Origin of the sequence: Streptomyces noursei (assembly GCF_016917755.1) — a bacterium.
GTDB lineage: Bacteria > Actinomycetota > Actinomycetes > Streptomycetales > Streptomycetaceae > Streptomyces > Streptomyces yunnanensis.
This window is the reverse complement of the sequence record NZ_CP070326.1, coordinates 5806364-5825481: the sequence shown is the minus strand read 5'-3', so window position 1 is coordinate 5825481 and position 19118 is coordinate 5806364. Positions and strand designations below refer to the sequence as shown.

Annotated in this window: 17 protein-coding genes; 9 read left to right on the top strand and 8 right to left on the bottom strand. The window is 70.1% G+C overall.

The features are described 5' to 3' along the window. Positions 1-62 precede the first annotated feature (62 nt). The 6 genes from JNO44_RS25845 to JNO44_RS25820 all read right to left on the bottom strand — a co-directional run bounded on the left by JNO44_RS25845 (position 63) and on the right by JNO44_RS25820 (position 7344). Positions 63-2042 carry an ATP-binding protein gene (locus tag JNO44_RS25845; protein WP_240167663.1) on the bottom strand — a complete coding sequence of 660 codons (1980 nt, stop codon included), beginning with the start codon at positions 2040-2042 and terminating at the stop codon, positions 63-65. A 14-nt stretch (positions 2043-2056) separates the two neighbouring features. After that, positions 2057-3655, bottom strand: coding sequence for an acyl-CoA carboxylase subunit beta (locus JNO44_RS25840; protein WP_205366286.1), 1599 nt, complete (start codon positions 3653-3655; stop codon positions 2057-2059). Further along, positions 3652-5355, bottom strand: a complete 1704-nt coding sequence (locus JNO44_RS25835) for an acyclic terpene utilization AtuA family protein (protein WP_205370505.1) — start codon at positions 5353-5355, stop codon at positions 3652-3654. The genes JNO44_RS25840 and JNO44_RS25835 overlap by 4 nt, the downstream gene beginning before the upstream one ends. 2 nt (positions 5356-5357) lie before the next feature. Continuing rightward, positions 5358-6161, bottom strand: a complete 804-nt coding sequence (locus JNO44_RS25830; RefSeq protein WP_205366285.1) for a TIGR03084 family metal-binding protein — start codon at positions 6159-6161, stop codon at positions 5358-5360. A 173-nt stretch (positions 6162-6334) separates the two neighbouring features. Beyond that, positions 6335-6535 (bottom strand): DUF397 domain-containing protein, encoded by a 201-nt coding sequence (locus tag JNO44_RS25825; protein ID WP_205366284.1) that lies wholly within the window; start codon positions 6533-6535, stop codon positions 6335-6337. Between the two features lie 2 nt (positions 6536-6537). Beyond that, a complete protein-coding gene (locus JNO44_RS25820) occupies positions 6538-7344 on the bottom strand; it encodes a helix-turn-helix domain-containing protein (protein ID WP_205366283.1) in 807 nt (268 codons plus the stop codon). A 745-nt stretch (positions 7345-8089) separates the two neighbouring features. Here JNO44_RS25820 and JNO44_RS25815 point away from each other — a divergent pair. Beyond that, positions 8090-9052 (top strand): quinone oxidoreductase family protein, encoded by a 963-nt coding sequence (locus JNO44_RS25815; RefSeq protein WP_205366282.1) that lies wholly within the window; start codon positions 8090-8092, stop codon positions 9050-9052. Between the two features lie 509 nt (positions 9053-9561). Here the strand turns inward: JNO44_RS25815 and JNO44_RS25810 are convergent. Beyond that, positions 9562-10164, bottom strand: coding sequence for a TetR/AcrR family transcriptional regulator (locus tag JNO44_RS25810; protein ID WP_205366281.1), 603 nt, complete (start codon positions 10162-10164; stop codon positions 9562-9564). An 834-nt stretch (positions 10165-10998) separates the two neighbouring features. Between JNO44_RS25810 and JNO44_RS43695 the strand changes: the two genes are divergently transcribed. The 8 genes from JNO44_RS43695 to JNO44_RS45480 all read left to right on the top strand — a co-directional run bounded on the left by JNO44_RS43695 (position 10999) and on the right by JNO44_RS45480 (position 17524). Further along, a complete protein-coding gene (locus tag JNO44_RS43695; protein WP_240167662.1) occupies positions 10999-11151 on the top strand; it encodes a hypothetical protein in 153 nt (50 codons plus the stop codon). Then, a complete protein-coding gene (locus JNO44_RS25800; protein WP_205371454.1) occupies positions 11148-11693 on the top strand; it encodes a hypothetical protein in 546 nt (181 codons plus the stop codon). Before JNO44_RS43695 ends, JNO44_RS25800 begins: the two co-directional genes overlap by 4 nt. Before the next feature lie 406 nt (positions 11694-12099). After that, entirely contained in the window at positions 12100-13290 is a 1191-nt protein-coding gene (locus JNO44_RS25795; RefSeq protein WP_205366280.1) for a serine hydrolase domain-containing protein, read from the top strand. Between the two features lie 531 nt (positions 13291-13821). Next, positions 13822-14844: an ETX/MTX2 family pore-forming toxin gene (locus JNO44_RS25790; protein ID WP_205366279.1), complete on the top strand. Its 1023-nt coding sequence runs from the start codon at positions 13822-13824 to the stop codon at positions 14842-14844. Between the two features lie 294 nt (positions 14845-15138). Then, positions 15139-16389, top strand: coding sequence for a helix-turn-helix domain-containing protein (locus tag JNO44_RS25785; RefSeq protein ID WP_205366278.1), 1251 nt, complete (start codon positions 15139-15141; stop codon positions 16387-16389). Between the two features lie 136 nt (positions 16390-16525). Beyond that, the gene (locus JNO44_RS25780) at positions 16526-16840 is read left to right on the top strand and encodes a hypothetical protein (RefSeq protein WP_240167661.1); all 315 of its coding nucleotides are present in this window, start codon (positions 16526-16528) and stop codon (positions 16838-16840) included. A gap of 196 nt (positions 16841-17036) precedes the next feature. Continuing rightward, a complete protein-coding gene (locus JNO44_RS25775) occupies positions 17037-17279 on the top strand; it encodes a hypothetical protein (RefSeq protein WP_205366276.1) in 243 nt (80 codons plus the stop codon). Further along, entirely contained in the window at positions 17276-17524 is a 249-nt protein-coding gene (locus JNO44_RS45480; protein WP_039633697.1) for a DUF7848 domain-containing protein, read from the top strand. The genes JNO44_RS25775 and JNO44_RS45480 overlap by 4 nt, the downstream gene beginning before the upstream one ends. A 601-nt stretch (positions 17525-18125) precedes the next feature. Here the strand turns inward: JNO44_RS45480 and JNO44_RS25770 are convergent. Beyond that, on the bottom strand, positions 18126-19043 hold the full coding sequence (locus JNO44_RS25770) for an EamA family transporter (protein WP_420882681.1): 918 nt from the start codon (positions 19041-19043) through the stop codon (positions 18126-18128). Positions 19044-19118 lie beyond the last annotated feature (75 nt).

Here is a 19118-nt window from a genome sequence, read left to right as displayed (position 1 = left end):
GGGGCGGTGAGTGAGTGCCTGCGGGTAACGGGTGGGGCGGGTGCGCCGGGTGCGCCCCGGCGTCAGTCGGCGACGACGGCGAGCAGGGTGCCCACCTCGACCTGCCGGCCCGTACGGGCGGGGAGGGCGGTCAGGGTGCCGGCCGCCGGTGCGGTGATCTTGTGCTCCATCTTCATGGCCTCCAGCCACAGCAGCGGCTGGCCGGCCTCGACGCGGTCGCCCTCGGCCAGCCCGTCCGCGATCCGGACGACCGTGCCGGGCATCGGGGCGAGCAGCGAACCGGGCTCCGTACGGGCGGTGGGGTCGGGAAAACGGGGCAGCGCGGTGAGGGTGCGGGCACCCAGGGGCGAGTCGACGTGGACCTGGTCGCCGTAGCGGGCGACCGCGAACGTCCGGCGCAGCCCGTCGACGTCCAGCACCACCTCGTCCGCCGCCAGGGCGACCAGTCGGACGCCGGGGAAGTCCGCGGCGTCCAGTCCCTCGCGCCCGAGCCGGTAGCGCACCTCGTGCGTGGTGCCCGCGCGGGCGAAGCTCTTGACCTGCGGGCCGGCGGGGACGTTGCGGAAGCCCCCGAAGCGGGAGCGGCCGTGGGCGTCGGCGAGCGCGGCGGCCAGCGCGCACAGCCCGTCCCCGGCGGCCTCCGCCGCGGTCAGGGCGCCGAGGTTGCGGTCGTAGAACCCGGTGTCCAGCCCGGTGGTGGCGGCGAACTCCGGGTGCCGCAGCGAGCGGACCAGCAGCTCGCGGTTGGTGACCGGGCCGTGGATGCGGGCCCGTTCCAGGGCGCCGGCCAGCTTGCGCACGGCCTCGGCGCGGGTGGGCGCCCAGGCGATCACCTTGGCCAGCATCGGGTCGTAGTGGACGGTGACGGTGTCGCCGTCGGTCACGCCGGAGTCCAGCCGGACGCCGTCCGGTACGGCGATCCGGTGCACGGTGCCGGTCTGCGGCTGCCAGTCGGCCGCGGGGTCCTCCGCGTAGAGCCGGGCCTCGACGGCGTGGCCGTGCGGCGCGGGCAGCGCGGCGGGCAGCGGCCGGCCCTCGGCGACGGCGATCTGCAGGGCCACCAGGTCGATCCGGTAGATCTCCTCGGTGACCGGGTGCTCCACCTGGAGGCGGGTGTTCATCTCCAGGAAGTACGCCCGGCCGGAGGCGGCGGTCCCCTCGCCGGAGGCGGCGGGAGGCACCAGGAACTCGACGGTGCCCGCGCCCCGGTAGTCGATGGCCCGCGCGGCCTGCGCGGCGGCCCGGTGCAGGGTGTCCCGGAGCACCTCGGGCAGGCCGGGCGCCGGGGCCTCCTCGATGACCTTCTGGTGGCGCCGCTGGAGGGAGCAGTCGCGGGTGCCGAGCGTCCAGACGTTGCCGTGGGCGTCGGCGAGGACCTGCACCTCGACGTGCCGCCCGCCCTCGACGTACGGCTCGACGAACACCTCGCCGTCCCCGAACGCGGCGATCGCCTCGGCCCGCGCCGACGCCAACTCGCCGTCCAACACAGACAGTTCGCGGACGATGCGCATACCGCGCCCGCCCCCGCCGGCCGCCGCCTTCACCAGCAGCGGCAGGTCCCCGGCGGTGGCCGCGGCCGGATCGACCGGCGCCAGCAGCGGCACCCCGGCCGCCGCCATCAGCTCCTTGGCGCGGGTCTTGGAGGCCATCGCCGCGATGGCGGCCGGCGGCGGCCCGATCCACACCAGTCCCGCGTCCGCCACCGCGGCGGCGAACGCGTCGCTCTCGGAGAGGAACCCGTACCCCGGGTGGACCGCGTCCGCCCCGGCCGCCAGCGCCGCCTTCACGATCAGCTCGCCGCGCAGATAGGTCTCCGCGGGCGCCTCGCCGGGCAGCCGGACCGCGACGTCCGCCTCGCGTACGTGCGCGGCCCCGGCGTCCGCGTCGGAGTACACCGCGACGGTGGCGATGCCCCGTTCGCGGCAGGTGCGGAAGATGCGGCGGGCGATCTCGCCGCGGTTGGCGACGAGCACCGAACGGATCTCCACGAAGTCCTCCCCGCCCTCGGCCGTGGTCGCGGCCCCGGAATCGATCGTTGTCACAGGAACCTCACCCCTCACATCCGGAAGACGCCGAAGCCGCCCCGCGCGCCCTCGACCGGCGCGGTGTGGACGGCGGACAGGCACAGGCCGAGGACGGTGCGGGTGTCGCGCGGGTCGATGACGCCGTCGTCGTACAGCCGCCCGGACAGGAACATCGGCAGCGACTCGGCCTCGATCTGCTGCTCCACCATGGCGCGCAGCGCCGCGTCGCCCGCCTCGTCGTACGGCTGCCCCTTCGCGGCGGCGGAGGCCCGCGCCACGATGGAGAGCACCCCGGCGAGCTGCTGCGGCCCCATCACCGCCGACTTGGCGCTCGGCCAGGCGAACAGGAACCGCGGGTCGTAGGCCCGGCCGCACATCCCGTAGTGCCCGGCCCCGTACGACGCGCCCATCAGCACCGAGAGGTGCGGCACCCGCGAGTTCGACACCGCGTTGATCATCATCGCGCCGTGCTTGATGATGCCGCCCTGTTCGTACTCCTTGCCGACCATGTAGCCGGTGGTGTTGTGCAGGAAGATCAACGGGATGTCCCGCTGGTTGGCCAACTGGATGAACTGCGCGGCCTTCTGGCTCTCCGCGCTGAACAGCACGCCCTGCGCGTTGGCGAGGATGCCGACCGGATAGCCGTGCAGCTCCGCCCACCCCGTCGCCAGGCTCGGCCCGTACAGCGGCTTGAACTCGTCGAAGTCCGATCCGTCGACGATCCGGGCGATCACCTCGCGCGGATCGAACGGCGCCTTGAGGTCGCCCGGGACGATCCCCAGCAGCTCCTCCTGGTCGTACTTCGGCGGCGCGGCCGGGCCCGGATCGGGGTGCGCCTTGCGCCAGTTGAGCCGGGCCACCACCCGGCGCGCCTGTCGCAGCGCATCCGGTTCGTCGACCGCGAAGTAGTCCGCGAGCCCCGAGGTCCTGGCGTGCATCTCGGCCCCGCCCAGCGACTCGTCGTCGCTCTCCTCGCCGGTCGCCATCTTCACCAGCGGCGGCCCGCCGAGGAAGACCTTGGCCCGCTCCTTCACCATGATCACGTGGTCCGACATCCCGGGGACGTATGCGCCCCCGGCCGTCGAGTTCCCGAAGACCACCGCCACCGTCGGAATGCCCGCGGCGGACAGTCGCGTCAAGTCCTTGAAGAGCGCCCCGCCGGGGATGAAGATCTCCTTCTGGCTCGGCAGGTCGGCGCCGCCCGATTCCACCAGGCTGACCACCGGCAGCCGATCGGCGAACGCGATCTCGTTGGCCCGCAGCGCCTTCTTGAGCGTCCACGGATTGCTCGCCCCGCCCCGCACGGTCGGATCGTTCGCGGTGATCAGGCACTCCACGCCCTCGATCACCCCGATCCCGGTGACCAGCGACGCCCCCACCGCGTAGTCGCTGCCCCACCCGGCGAGCGGCGACAGCTCCAGGAACGGCGTATCGGGGTCCAGCAGCAGCTCGATCCGCTCCCGGGCCAGCAGCTTGCCCCGCTCGCGGTGCCGGGCGACGTACTTCTCCCCGCCGCCGGCGAGCGCCTTGGCGTGCTCGCCGGCCACCTCCCCCAGCTTCTCCAGCATCGCCGCCCGCCGCTCGGCGTACTCGTCACCGGTCGGGTCCAGCGCGCTCCTCAGGACGGTCAAAGCAACTCCTCCGGTATCTCCACATGACGGGAGCGCAGCCACTCCCCCAGCGCCTTGGCCTGCGGATCGAACCGGGCCTGCGAGGCGACGCCCTCGCCGAGCAGTCCGTCCACCGTGAAGTTCAGCGCCCGCAGATTGGGCAGGACCTCCCGCCGCACCGCCAACTTCTCCGTCTCCGGCAGGAGTTGACGGATTCTCGACTCCGTCAGCTCGTGCGCGAGCCACCGCCACGCCCGGTCCGTCCGGACCCACACCCCGACGTTCGCCGACCCGCCCTTGTCGCCGCTGCGGGCCCCGGCGACGAGCCCCAGGGGCGCCCGCCGGGTCGGCCCCGCCGGCAACGGCTCCGGCAGCTCCGCGGGCACGGCGGCCGGCTCGCCCGCCGCCCCCGGCGCGGGCGCGATCCGCACCCGCTCCCCGTCCGGCAGCACCGCCACCTGCCGCACGTCCCCGGCCGCCGCGTACGCCGCCTCGAACACCCCGTACGGGGCGCCCTTGCCCGGCGGCGCCGTCACATGGAAACCCGGGTAACTGGCCAGCGCCAGCTCGATCGCCGCCCCGCTCACGGCCCGCCCCACGGCCTCCGCGTCCGGATCGCGCACCACCAGCCGCAGCAGCGCACTCGCCTCCTCCTGCACCCCGGCATCCTGGTGGTCGGTCCGCGCCAGCGACCAGCTCACCTCCCTCGGACGGCGCCCGGCGCGCTCCAGCGCCTCCTCCAACTGACCCTGCACCAGCCGCGCCTTGGCCTCGATGTCCAGTCCGGTGAGCACGAACACCACCTCGTTGCGCCAGCCGCCCATCCGGGTCAGCCCGACCTTCAACGTCGCCGGTGGCGCCTCGCCCCGCACCCCGTCGATCCGCACCCGGTCCGGTCCGTCCTCCGTCAGCCGTACGGTGTCCAGCCGCGCCGTCACGTCCGGCCCCGGGTAGCGCGCCCCCGCCGTCTCGTAGAGCAGCTGGGCGGTCACCGTCCCCGTCGTGACCGCGCCCCCGGTCCCCGGGTGCTTGGTGATCACGGCACTGCCGTCGGAGTGGATCTCGGCCAGTGGGAACCCGGGACGCCGCACGTCCCCCAACTCGCCGAAGAACGCGTAGTTCCCGCCCGTCGCCTGCGTCCCGCACTCCAGCACATGCCCCGCGACCACCGCTCCCGCCAACCGGTCGTGGTCGTCCGCCGCCCAGCCGAAGTGCGCCGCGGCCGGCCCGCTGACCAGCGCCGCGTCCGTCACCCGCCCGGTGACCACGACGTCCGCCCCGCCCCGCAGGCACGCCGCGATCCCCGCGCCGCCCAGGTAGGCGTTGGCGGTGAGCACCCCCTCGCCCCACTCGCGCCCCACCAGGTCGTCGCCCTCGACGTGCGCGACCCGCACCGGGACGCCGACCCGTGCGCCCAACTCCCTTACGGCATCGGCCAGTCCCGCCGGATGCAGCCCGCCCGCATTCGTCACGATCTTCACGCCGCGCTCGACGGCGAGCCCCAGCCCCTCCTCCAGCTGCCGCAGGAAGGTCTTGGCGTACCCCAGCCGCGGGTCCTTCAGCCGGTCCCGCCCCAGGATCAGCATCGTCAGCTCGGCGAGGTAGTCCCCGGTCAGCACGTCCAGCGGCCCGCCGGTCAGCATCTCCCGCACGGCCTCGAACCGGTCGCCGTAGAACCCCGAGGCATTCCCGATCCGCAGCGGCGCGGCGCTCCCCCGCACCGTCACCGCCGTACCTCTCCCGGCGCCCGCCCGGCCCCCGCCGGCCCCGCGAAGGACTGCGCGATGCCCAGCCACCGCTCGGCGTCCGCCCCCACCGCCACCAGGGAGACATCGTCCCGATGCGCCCGCTGCGTCACCAACAGGCAGAAGTCCCACGCCGTCCCGCTCACCCGCTGCGCGGCCCCCGCCGGCCCGAACACCCACTCCTCGCCCCCGGGCCCGACCAGCTCGACCCGGAACTCCTCGGCCGGCGGCGTCAGCCCGTGCACCGTGTACGCGTAGCCCCTGGCCCGCACCCCGATCCGGGCGACGTGCCGCAGCCGCGCGGTCGGCACCCGCCGCACCCCCAGCGCGTCCGCCACGTCCTGCCCGTGCGCCCAGGTCTCCATCAGCCGCCCGGTGGCCACCGACGCCACGCTCATCCGCGGCCCGTACCAGGGCAACTTCGCGCCCGGGGGCTGCGCCGCCAGCACCTCCAGCAGCTCCGCCCGGCTCGCCCGCCACCGCGCCAGCAGCTCGGCGGGGGCCAGTCGGGCCCCGCGCTCGGCCCCCTCGTCCACGAACGTCTCCGGCGAGGCGAGCGCCGCCGCCACCTCCCGCCCGAACCCCTCGGGGTCGACCGCGGACTGCACGGCCCGCTCGTCCGTCCACAGCAGGTGTGCGATCTGGTGCGCGACGCTCCATCCGGCGGCCGGGGTCGCCCGCCCCCACTCCGCTTCCGGCAGCCCCGCCACCAGTCCGTCGACTTCCTCACCCTCGGCCCGTAGGTCCGCCAGGACCTCCCGAACCTCCCGCGGATCGGCCATCGCGCGCTCTCCTCATCCACGCCGGACGCCCATGTCCCCTACGGACAGGGCACGTTGACAGCTGCGGTGATGCGAGAACCGAGGGTGGCAGCGCGCCGAGAAACAATCAAGCACGCATGCATGATTTCTTGCCATGCCGCGCCCCCGCATACGCGACGCGCGAGCGCCCCGCGTTACGGCCGCACGGGCGCCGATGCGGCGTAACGAACGAAGGCGGTCCAGGCGGCGGGGGTGAGGGTGAGGTGGGGGCCGGGCTTGTCTTTGGAGTCGCGTATGAGGACGTGAGCGGTGGCCGGGCTGGTGGCGACCTCGACGCATTCGCCGCCGGAGGAGCTGCTGTGGCTCGACTTGCGCCAGACCAGTTCGCTGTTCATTCCTACCCCGCCAACTTCTCGATGATTTGAATGGATTCCCTGGTGGACAGAGCCTGCGTACGGATCATGGCATAGCGATCCACGAGTTCGGCGACTCTCCTTCGGTCGGAGACGAGCTGGCTCCTCGCGTGGCCCTCCAGGTAGCCCAGCGTGCGCGGATCGGGCATCTCCAGCAAGACCAACGGACCGTCGGTGCATGGATGTTCCTCAATGTTCGTCGGCATGACCTGGAGGGAGACATTGCGCAGCCGTAGCCGCCCCAGGATGCTTGCCATCTGCTCACGGTGGACTTTCCAGCCGCCGATCGGGCGCTCCAGCGCGCACTGCTCGACAATGAAGTGCACTGGCGGCCGGTCCTCGCGCGTGAGTAGCCCCTGCCGTTCGAGCCTGCCTGAGACCAGGCGTTCAACCTCATCGTCCGTGAGGGCAGGGACATGCGATTCGAAGACCGCACGCGCGTAGTCCTTCGTCTGCAACAGCCCCGGCACGACCAGCGTCTCGTACGAGCATCGGCGTACACACTTCCGCTCCAGTTTCGCGACATCACGGAAGAACGTCGGGTACTGCGCCTCCTCCAGCAGCGGAATTGCCGCCTTCAGTACGCCCCTCGCGCCCAGCAGCTCGTCCGCCTGCTCCACCGTCGACGCGCCCGGAATCCGCTGCCCCAGTTCGTACGCCTTGATCGTGTGCGGCGCGTAACCCAACTTCCGCCCCAGCTCCTCCCGGCTCAACTCGGCCAGCTCGCGGAAAAGCTTCAACTGTCCGGCGAAGACTCGCAGCGCCACCGACGCAGACTCTCCGTCACCCATGCCCGACCTCCTCGGATACAGCCATCACCACGCGCCACTAGGAACACTCTCCGTACGCGCGCCATCACTGGTCGGGCTTTAGTCCGGAAAAGAGCCAGCGGTCTCACCGAACTCCTGGCCCGAGTACGCCGCGACCGCGGCCGCGAAGTCGTAGTCGAGCACCTGCAGTCCACCTGCCGCGCGTCCTCAAGACGCCCGCCGGCACCCGCACCGCCAACCCCGAGCAGGAGACCGCCCTTCCCTGCTCCGGCCTCTCCGGCCAGTAGCAGCGTGCCGCCGCCCGCCCCGAGGCGCAGCCGTTCACGAACCACTCGCAGGTCCTCGTCCCAGCCGACCAGCGGGTCCCCGGCACCGGGCGCGCCGGGCACAACCCCGTCCGCCGCAACCGCTCCCTCCCCAAGACTGGCCCTGCCACTCGGGCGACTGGAGCAGATCTTTCAGGGAGGGGAATTCTCCGCACGGCCGTGCACGCCCCAGGGCGCGCCCCGTATGCCGGACCTCGGATTCCGCACACGGACAGTGGGCGGGAGTACGGATTCCATGGTTCCGCCGTCACCGGAGTTCTCTGATCAGCTTGTGGTCGCTGGCATCAGCATGCTTCTTCCAGCGGACTGTCGCAGGTCAACAGTGGGCGGCCAACTCCTCTGCCACAGCGCGATTATGGACTTGCCGGTCCATTTTTGGCCGCCTAACGTGCCGACCGTTCACCTCCCCACAATGAGCCCGCACAGGAAGGCGTCATTCCATGCATGCGATACGTATTGAGGAGCACGGCGGTCCTGAGGTCATGCGCTGGACCGAGTTGCCGGATCCGGTGCCCGGCCCGGGCGAGGCATTGGTGCGGCTGGGTGCCGCAGGCGTGAACTACATGGACGTCGGTGCCCGTGCCGAGGGTGGCCCGGGCTGGGTGGCTCCGGCCGTCCTCGGCGTCGAGGGGACGGGATACGTCGTCGAACTCGGCGACGGAGTCCGGGATTTGGCCGTTGGTGACCGGGTGGCCTGGTTCTACCATCCCGGCAGCTACGCCGAGTTCCTCGCCGTCCCGGCGGACTCGCTCGTCAAGGTGCCCGATGGCATCGGTGACGAGACCGCCGCATCCGTGATGATGCAGGGCCTGACTGCCAGCCACCTGAGTACGGAGACCTACCCGATCGGCCCGGGCGACACGGCCGTGGTGCACGCCGCGGCGGGCGGCGTCGGCCGGCTGCTCACCCAGATGATCAGTGCCCGCGGTGGCCGGGTGATCGGCCTGGTCTCCCGAGAAGGGAAGGCACCCGTCGCGAAGGAGGCCGGCGCCGACCACGTCCTCGTCCACTCCGGCGGCGGCTTCGAGGAGCAGGTCAGGGAGCTGACCGACGGACGGGGAGCCGACGTCGTCTACGACGGCGGCGGCGCCGAAACCTTCCGCTCCTCCCAGGCAGCCCTGCGCCCCCATGGGGTGCACGCCTACTACGGCCCGTTCATGGGCGTCCCGACACTGCGGCCCACCGACCTGCCCAAGAGCATCCTGCTGACCTACCCCGTGGTGCACCACCACGTCGCCACCCGCGAGGCCCTGCTCCAGCGGACCGGGGAGGTCTTCGACCTGATCCTGACGGGACGGCTCACCCCGCATGTCACCGGCCGCTACCCGCTCGCGGACGCCGCCCGCGCCCACACCGACCTCGAATCGCGGCGTACCACCGGCAAACTGCTCCTCCTGCCCTGACCAACCGCCAACCAACGCGCCGACCCCTTGAACGAGGTCACCGAAGCCACGCGGACCGTGGCAGGCGAACTGCACATCCTGCTAATCGACTTACCCCGGCGTGATGAGCCATCTCGTGCCACGGTCACATGACCGATGCGCCGACATGCCGCAGCGGAGCACAGTTGGGCCGGCGGCTCCGCTCCACGCCTGCGGCCTGGCGCGACGGGCGCCGCCACTGGAGCGGTGGTGGAGCGCATGAGCAGGGACCTCTCTGAAGTGAGCTGGAAACCTCTGTGCGCCACCGGTATTCCGTTCTGGTGGGCCGTCCGCGATGACGTCGGCCCAACTGTGCTCCACGGCCGCACGCCGGCGCATCGGTCATGCGACTGCAGGAGCGGGCCGGTTGATCACACCGGAGTATGGCGAGCAGTAGGTCACGAACTCGGCGATTCAGGTCTCCGGTGTGTCGGCGGAGGCACAGGCCGTCGGCACTGCGACGGCTGCGTGTCGTCCGGCGGCGGAGATTGTCAGCGGTCGCGGCGGGCGGAAGCGCGAAGGTGGGCGATGCCCAGGTCGATCGCGGCCTCCAGGTGAGCGAGGCCACCCGTGGTCATGAGGATCAGCACGCCGCCCTGGATGCCGGCCAGCAGTGCCGCGGCCTCTCGATCGGCGTCCAGTCCTGGGCCCATCTCGCCGACGCTCTGCATGTGACGGATCCCCGCGGCGAGTTCCCGCTGCCACCGGCCGAGCAGTTCGCCCGCCACGGCCCTGGTGGCATCCGTGGCCCCGCCCAGGTGGGCGAGGGCCGTGTGGAGGGGACAGTCGCTGCCCTGCGTGCGGTAGCGGGCGACGACCTTGTCACGCCACTGCTGCCAGGCTGTCCAGGAGGTGAGGGAGCCGAGCTCGGGTTGCTGCTCGTCGATCACCCGAGACGCCTCGTGTCGGGCTACGGCCAGGAGTAGTTCGTCTTTCCCCTCCGGGAAGTAGTGGAAGAGTTGGCTCTTGCTCGTCGTCGTGCGGGCCATGACGTCCTCCAGTCTCACCGCGAAGACGCCCTGTTCACGGATCTGGTCGGCGGCGCCCTCGATGATGCGTTGCCTGGTCGCGACGCCCTTGCGGGTCAACGGCATGGATCCTCCCGGTGCGAGCTGTTGTGTTCCATTCAATTGGGTGGGCCCGGCAAGTGGGAGCCGCATCGAGTGACGGGCGGCCAGGGCATCTGCGCACCGTGGTAGTCCGCCGTGCGACGAACCCGCCCTTGCCCGCACTCTCACCGAGGACACCCCCGCCGGCGAGTTCTTCCGCCGCACCTGCCCCCAGTCCCTCACACCACCCAGCAGCGCCGCAACTACCAGCTCCTCAAGGACAGCATCTCCAGGGGGGACCTCGATAGCGCGCATGGCACCCTCCGCCTGGCCATCGACGGCTACGTCGACGCCATCCCGGCCTACGATCCCCTGGGGCACTGCGTGCTTCGAACTGATCTACTCCCCCGCTGACGCAGAGCAGCTCACGACCGACGCCCCGGACACCGTGTTCGCCTGCTCCACCCATGACCCACGCATCGCCGTGGTGCTGCTCAGCGAGATCCAGCCCGGCGACCTGTTGCGTGTGACCGGACCGCCGTAAGGCTCAACGATCCGGCCGCCCCGGCCCGGCTCACCATCGATGCGCTGCATGTGCTGGAGAGCGCCAAGGTCCCCGCCCTGAACGACATGGTGATGGACCGGTATGGCGACTACCGCTGCATCTTCGACGCCGACCGTGACCAGTTCCCCGTCTTCAGTGCTCACCCACGCCGCCGCGGGCTTGTCCCTCCCCCATGACGTCGGCCTGCCCCCGCTCACTACGGCGTCCACGTCGAAGCTCGACGCAGCGACGGCACCGGCTACACACTGCTCCGCCTCGGGCCCTACACCCAGACCTGGCTCGCCTCCCACGACGCCCACCGCCTCAACATCGAGTTGGAGGGCCGAGCAGCCACCGTCATCCCCGGCTTCACCGTCACCGCGAAGGATGCACCGTTCGACGTCAGCGACCACGAGAGCTACACCGACCCGCACGGCACCGACATCGCCGCGCTCCTGCCCGACGCCGTCACAGGGGTGAGCGCGTGACCACCACAGTCCTGTACGAGATCGAGACCAGCGAGGCCGACGACGACACCATGCACCCCGTCGAACAGCTCTGGACCCCCGGCGAGGAAGCGGTGGAGAACGGCTTCGTCGCTCACCGCGGCCTGCACGTCATCGGGCTCGATGAGCCCACCGGCGATCACCTCTACCCGGTCGCGTTCCTCGTGCTCGGTCACCAGAGGTCGGCCGACATCAGCGAAGCCGCCGCCGCGTACATGGCCCAGGTGCACGGCTGGCGCAACCTGCACCTCTACCCGGGCGACGACCCCTCGGTACTCATCTCGCGCATCCCGTGCGCCGTGCTGGCCTGGGGCGTGTTCTTACGGCACCCGCACTCGGACCACGGCTGCGGATGCGAGTGGGACGACACCTGGCGCATCGTCTGGGCACCCAGCACCGAACCCGGCGCCATCCCGATCACGTCGCGCAGGAACTCAACGGCCGCCCACGCAAGACGCTCGACTGGGATACACCAGCCGAGCGTCTACGTGATCTACTCGCTGCCTGAGCCAGTGTTGCGATGATCGCTAGAACTCAAGTCGCGGGAAGCCGGGCCTTCTTGCGTTTGCGGGCGTCTACACGTCCGGGAAGTTCTCCGCCGCGCACGCCATGTGGTCGCGCAGCCGCCCGCCAACCTCGCCGACTACACCGACCTTCCCGCCGGCCGCGCATGGCCTTGTAGGTGAGTTTCGCGAACACCTCGTTGCTTGCCTCTGGGCCCTGGTTGTGCCCTGCACGACGAAGGGGCCGGGTGTTGCCGGCGTGTCCCTGGGGCTGTCCCCACTGCCTATCCGGGCAGTCGCCCCATTACGCCGTCTCGCACGCCCCGGCCAGCATGGGGCACGTAAGGGGATCGGCGCGCACGGCAGCCTCGGCCACAGACGCGCCGCTCGCCCGACCACCACGCCTGCCACCTCCGAGGACGCATACATGATCACGCTCAAGCAAACCACGTACAAGCGAGCGTTGGGCGGCTTGCTCGTGCTGGCCGCGGTCGCCGGTGTCGCCCTTGGCGCGCAGCCGGACGACGCCCACGCGCGGCCGAACACCGCCGCGCCCTCCGCCGAATACCCCCAGCTCCGCGCACTCCTGCAACGGCTGACCACGACCGATGGCGGCCCCGGCGCGCTGGTCGCACTGCGGAACCGGTCCGGCCGCGCGGTGCTGACCAGCGGCGTCGCGGACGTGCGGCGGCACACGCCGGTGCGCGCGGACAGCAGGTTCCGGATCGGCAGCATGACGAAGCCGTTCGTGGCGACCGTCGTGCTCCAACTGGTGGGTGAGGGCCGCGTGGTCCTCGACGCGCCGATCGAGCGCTATCTCCCCGGCGTCGTCCGCGGCCACGACAACGACGGGCGCAAGATTACGGTCCGTCAACTTCTCCAGCACACCAGCGGCCTGCCCGACTACCTCGATTACCTCAAGCCGCAGGACGTCGTCGACAAACCGCTGACCCACCACAACACCCGCGATCTCGTGCGGCTGGCGCTCGCCCACCGCCCGTCCTTCGCGCCCGGCACCGGCTGGCGCTACTCCAACACGGGCTACCTGCTGGCCGGCATGCTCATAGAGCGGGTGACCGGGCACACGTACGGCCACGAGATACACCGACGCATCATCGAACCGCTCCACCTGCGCCAGACGTCCGTCCCGGTCGACGCCTCGAAGATCCCGGGCCCGCACCCCCGCGGCTATGTGCGGAAGGACAAAGACGCGCCGCTCAAGGACACCACCGCGCTCAACCCCACGGTCGCGGGCGCGAGCGGCGCCATGATCTCCAGCGGCGCCGACATGAACCGCTTCCTGGACGCGCTCGTCCACGGCCAGCTGCTCCGGCCCGCCCAGCTTCAGCAGATGATGAAGACCCGGCCGACCGGCTCCCTGGACGGCGGGGCCTACGGCCTCGGCCTGGAGAGCCACCCACTGCCGTGCGGTGGCCTCGCCTGGGGGCACGACGGCGGGATCGTCGGCTACCAGACGACGAGCGCGGTCACCTTCGACGGCAGGCAGGCCACAGCCATGATGAACCTCTACCCGGGCGAGACGGACGCCCAGGACAAAGACCTGAACGCCACCGCCCGGACGGCGCTCTGTGCAGCCCGTCCATCGCCGGGTCGCTAGCAAGCGGTCCGACCATCGGACGCATGAATCAGAAAAGCCCCTCATCCGGGGACAGCGCTTTGGCCCAAGGGCAACGCGCGGCAGAGGAGTTGGCGGGCGCACTGGCCGCCGCCGGGTTCACCTTCCCGTCCCTCCGGGGCGGATATCCGGTCATGGAACGGGGGCGGGTGGAGCTGGGCGGGATTCGCGATTCCGAGGCATCCCGTCTGGCGGCCTGGATTCGCGAACGTACGGAGAATCAGCAGGGGCGGGAGCGAGGGCGGTGAAGATCAGCCCCCGTCGGATGACCCTGTCCGTGTACCGGGTTTCGGCGGCCGGGGTGCGTACCCCGCTCCGTAAGGTCGTCGTGCGGACCGACGACCCGGCACGGCTCGTGGACGACGCGCCGGGGCGCTACCCGCCGTGCGAATGCCCCGGTTGCCGCCCGAAACGCTGAATCAGGACCAAAGTCCCTATGTGCGAGGGAAGATCGCCGATTCCATTGCTTCCCAAGACGTTTCCCTCGTTCCGCCCCCTCGGATTGGGACCCTCATGAGCCATGTCTCCAGACGGCGCCTCCTCGCCGCCGTGCCCGTCGCCGGCCTCGCGGCGGCCGTCCCCGTCTCGCTCGCGACCGCGGGCGCCGCGGTCGCAGCGCCCAGCCGGCCGAACGCCCCTCAGGCCGCCCCGCCCCGCAAGGCGGCCGCCCGCTCGCTCCAGGACATCACCGACGAGTGGGGGAAGTGGATGGCCCGGGAACGGTTCCCCGCGTCCAACGGCTGCCGCTTCACCGCCTCCACGGACTACGGCAAGCGCGGCGAGCTGGGCGACTACCACAAGTACCAGGTGAGCACGAAGTACACCGGCATCACCTACGACCCCAACGCCCCCTCGCCCATACCGGGTCAGGTCAGCTCCGTGACGACCAACTACCGCAACGGGTCGTCCGTCGAACAGACCGTCACCTACAAGCAGAGCAAGACGACCGAGCAGGACCTTCGCATCTCCGTGACCGAGTCGCTGAAGATCGGCGTCTCCATGGAGGTGTCGGCCGAGATCCCGGCCGTGGCCAAGGTTTCCGAGACCACCTCGATCGAGACCAACCTCTCCTCAACCCAGGAGTACACCCACAAGGAGACGCAGAACTGGAGCGTCGATCTCCCTCTCAAGATCCCAGCCAAGTCGGTCATCGAGGCGTCCCTCGTGATCGGCACCCAGAAGTACGACATCGACTGGACGGCCACCGTCAGCATGGCGGGAGCCGTGGCGATCTGGTTCAACGACAAGGTCGACCTCAACCACGACGGTGACTACCACTGGCTCTGGTTCGTCCCCATCGAGGAGGTCTTCCGCGACTGCCGTACGCACTCGATCATCGACACCTCCGGCTACGAGATCACCCCCGGCGGCGTGGACGCCTTTGCCAGCGGGAAGTTCGGCGGGGGCCAGGGCGTGGCCGTCAACGTGAACGTGGTGCAGAAGGATCTCGACGGCCGCACGAAGCGCAGCGCGCCGCAGTCGATCCCGGTCCCTCTCAGCCAGGACGGCAAGAAAGTCATCCGCTCCGGCCGCTGAATCAGCCCTGCGGAGTCCCACCCGCGCCGGCCCCCACCCGCCTGGATTCCCCCACCCGCGGGAGGGGGAATAGAGAGAGTCTCCAGAAACTGAGACATGGTTGAAGCTTTCAACCATTCTGCGCTATCGGGCATGCGAACAGCCACCCTCCGTGATGGTGCTGGAGGGTGGCCGTGTGGGCGTGTGGCACCACCCGGGCTTGCTGCGAGGGAAGCGACGCCCGCAAGGGATCAACAGGAACGGCCTTACCCCGTACCCTGACAGTGACGAAGCTGTACAGAGAGGGGCAAGGCCGTGTCTCCAGATACTACCCCGGACCCGTTCGCCGAGCCGGTTGCCTTCGGCCAGCGCATGCAGATCCTACGAACCCGTCGCGGCATGAGTCGTGACGTGATGGCTGGTCTGCTAGGAAAGTCGCCGAGTTGGGTTAAGCAAATCGAGGGTGGACGCCTTCAAATGCCCAAGCTTCCGATGGTTTTGCGCATTGCAGAAGCTTTGAGGGTCGGTGACCTATCGGATCTCACTGGTGATCAGTCGATGGCAATCGAGTTGTTCACCGGCCCCGGACACGCCCGTCTTCCCCTGGTGCGTTCGGCCATCAACGCGTTTCCGCTGACAACGCAGAGAGAGGCCCCAACTCAAACGCACCTCCGGCAACGTCTTGAACGGGCTTGGAGCGCCCGGCACTCGGCACCCAATCACCGCGACGTCATCGGGGCACTGTTGCCTGGTCTCATTGAGGATGCGCAACTTTCCGTCCGGCAAGCGGACTCATCGAGCGATCGACGCACGGCTCAAGCCGCACTCTCCGAGGTATACAGCCTGAGCCAATTCTTCATTGCGTACCAACCGGATGCGTCGCTACTGTGGCGTGTCGTGGAGCGCGGAATGATCTCTGCACAAGAATCCGCAGATCCGCACACTGTTGGCGTCGCGGCCTGGCTGGCTGCACAGGCCCATCGAGACAGCGGGCCAGCTCACTTCGACGCGGCAGACGCGGTGAATCTTGAAACGCTCCGGTATCTGGAGCCATTCCTGCCCGACGCTAGTGATGATGTACTCGCCATTACCGGCGCACTCCAATTCGAGGCTGGATACACAGCCGCCCGACGTGGAGAATCGGGAACCGCCTGGCAGTACTGGGACACAGCACGTGCAATGGCAGAACGGTTGCCAGCTGACTACTACCACCCTGTGACATCGTTCTCACGAACCGTTATAGGGGCACACGCGGTCACTGTCGCGGTTGAGCTACATGCAGGTGCTGAAAGCGTACGGCAGGCAGCTGCCGCGGACTCCACCACAATCCCTTCGCGCCCCCGGCGTGCCAGGCACCGCATCGAGGAAGCACGCGGATACCAACTCGATGGACAGACCGAAGCCGCGCTAGCCACTCTCGACAAGGCTTACGAGGCCGCGCCGGAGACCATCCGTTACAACGGCTATGCCCGGCGGATCGTGTTGGAAGAGACCGAGTCCAAGAACCCGGCTCAGCGGCGCCGAGCAAGTGAACTAGCCGTCAAGCTTGGCATGTTGGCGATCTGAAGCAAGGGGCACAAAGTGTGCCCCCTCTCCCTTCCCAGGGGTCATACGGTCACTCCCGACTGACCGACAGAAGACCCCCGCGACCGATGTGCGTCGGTCCGGGGGCGTGGCCATCAACCCCTGGGAGGTTGACGACATGCGCAAACATAGCGCGTGGATCATCGAACTGCTGTTGCACCTGTTGTTTCCCGCCCGTGGGCGTCACCGTTCGGCCGACGCACCGCCCACCCCCGAACTCCCCGACACCCCCACGCTCGCCATCCCCCGCGTCCCCGTCGAACAGCGGTTGCTGCGGGGTGAGGACGTGGCGTTCCTCCGTCCGTACGTCCTGACGCCCCAGGAGCGCCAGGAGCGGCGGTTGCAGCGTGGGCGGCGCCGTGCGCTGTGGCTAGCGACGGACGGCGTCGAAGCGGGGCCGCGTTGGATTCACGGTGTGGGGGTGGGGTGCTGATGGCTCCGAGGTTGAGTGGCCCCGTCCACCTGTCCGACCCGACCGCGAAGCCCGACCCCGAGCCCGTTGCGGGGTGTGACGTGTGCGGGGCTTTGGTCCGGCAACGTGCGGCAGCACGTTCTCGTGGGGACATGTCGAAGGTGACCGACTGCAACGTCGAGTTGCGGCGTCACCCTCACCACAAGGCGGCTGGCTCATGAGCGGGGATGTGTGGTCGCGGTGGCGCGCTCAGGTAGAGGAAGCACGGAACCGGCACCGCAGGTATCCGGAGCTTGACCGCCAACTCGACGCCATGCAGGCGGACGTCAAACTTCGTACGTGGCTGGATGAGTTGACCGACGAAGAGATGGGGGAGATGTTGCGTGGTCTGGCTGCATGCATCGACGCCATACAGGATGTGGTCGGTGAGGCCCCGGAGCGTCCGGAGGGAACGCCGTGAGCGAGCGTGAGCGGTTGCGTGACTGGGCGCTCCAACTCGATTCAGAGTGGGGCCTGAGGCACGTGGGGAAGTGCATTATCTGTGGGGAAATGAGCCTCGATAGCCCCTCCGAGGATGAAGCCCGAGAGTGGTGTCTCAACCACGCACGCGCCACGGGTGATGACCACTTCGAGTTGTTCGGGATCCAGTACGGCAGTGCCCTCTTCAGAGAACCCCCGTCGGTGAACGGCACTTCGCCAACGTAGACCAGGGTGGGAATACTCGACTGTCGGTTGGTCCCGCATCTGCCGAGCCTGGTTTCCCGGGGCGGGTTACCGGACCCCTTGTGGGTCAGTCGGCTGTCAACGGCTTGAACCCCTGCGTCAGCCGTGCACCCCACTGCCGCCACCCGGCGGACGGTGGAACAATCGCGTCTCCCCGATGTAGGGCTAATGGAGTGCAACAGGGATCTGTACGAAACGCGGGTAGCGTGCGACAAGTGCGGTCAGGAGATGACTCCGAACCAGGACGGCTGGTGGATCTGCTACCCGTGCGGGACGAGCAAGCCTGCGTAGCCCAGCCGTGCCCCCGCTGCGGCAGTCGCCTTGTCAGCGCTACGGGGGTGTGGTGGCGGTGCCGCTCCGGCGTCTGCCCGTACGAGATGCCGGGAGAGGCGTACAAGCTGTACTGCGAGCTGTCAGAGATGGTCGATCGCGACCCTGAAGCGTTCTTCAAGATCGTGAGTGCGTACCGCTCTGAGGTCCGGGCGCTTGAACCAGCCTGGATGCGGTGACCGAAGGCCCCGTCTGTGCGCTGCCCCTGCGGCGTTCGGGCGGGTCTGGTCAGCGGCGCGTGGGAGGGAAGACCTCAGCGGCGCGAGCCGCTGAGAACCGCCCCCGCACTGGCCACCACCACCAGCCCGATCGCCACCAACTCGACCCACCCCAGCGCCTGCCCCAGCACCAGGAACCCGGCCGTGGCCGCCGCGGCCGGCTCCAGGCTCATCATCACCGCGAACCCCGAAGCGGGCAGCTTCCGCAGCGCCAGCAGCTCCAGCGTGTACGGCAGCACCGACGACATCAGCGCCACGGCGGCGCCCAGCCCCACCGTCACCGGGTTCAGCAGCGCCGTGCCCGCGCTGAGCACGCCCAGCGGCAGGCTCAGCACCGCCGCCACCGTCATCGCCAACGCCAGCCCGTCCGCCTGCGGGAACCGCTGCCCGGTCCGCGCCGACAGCAGGATGTACGCGGCCCACAGCCCACCGGCCGCCAGCGCGCATCCGGCCCCGACGAAGTTCAGCCCGTCGAACCCCGCGCGCCCCAGCAGCACCACACCGCCCAGCGCCAGCGCCGCCCACACCACGCTCAGCAGCCGCCGGGACGTCGCCACCGACAGGATCAACGGCCCGAGGAACTCCAGGGTGACCGCGGCCCCCAAGGGAATCCGGTCGATCGCCTGGTAGAAGAGCGAATTCATGCCGACGAGCGCCACGCCGAAGGCGACGACCGTGGCCCAGTCCGCCCGCCCGTAGCCCCGTACCTTCGGCCGGCAGGCGACGAGCAGCACCAGCGCCGCCACGACCAGCCGCAGCGTGACGACACCCAGCGCGCCGGCCCGCGGGAACAGCAGCACCGCGACCGACGACCCGAACTGCAGCGAGACGATCCCGCCGATGACCAACCCCACCGACACCAGCCGGCCCCGCGCCCGCGCCGCACCCGTATCGCCCAGCCCGTGGGCCGCGGCCTGCGCCTCGGCCGACAACACCTCGGGCGAGGGCGGCACGGGCCGGGGTATCCCGGAGCCGAACGCACCGGAAGAGGACTCAGCGGACACGGACTCGGCAGACGAGGGCTCGGC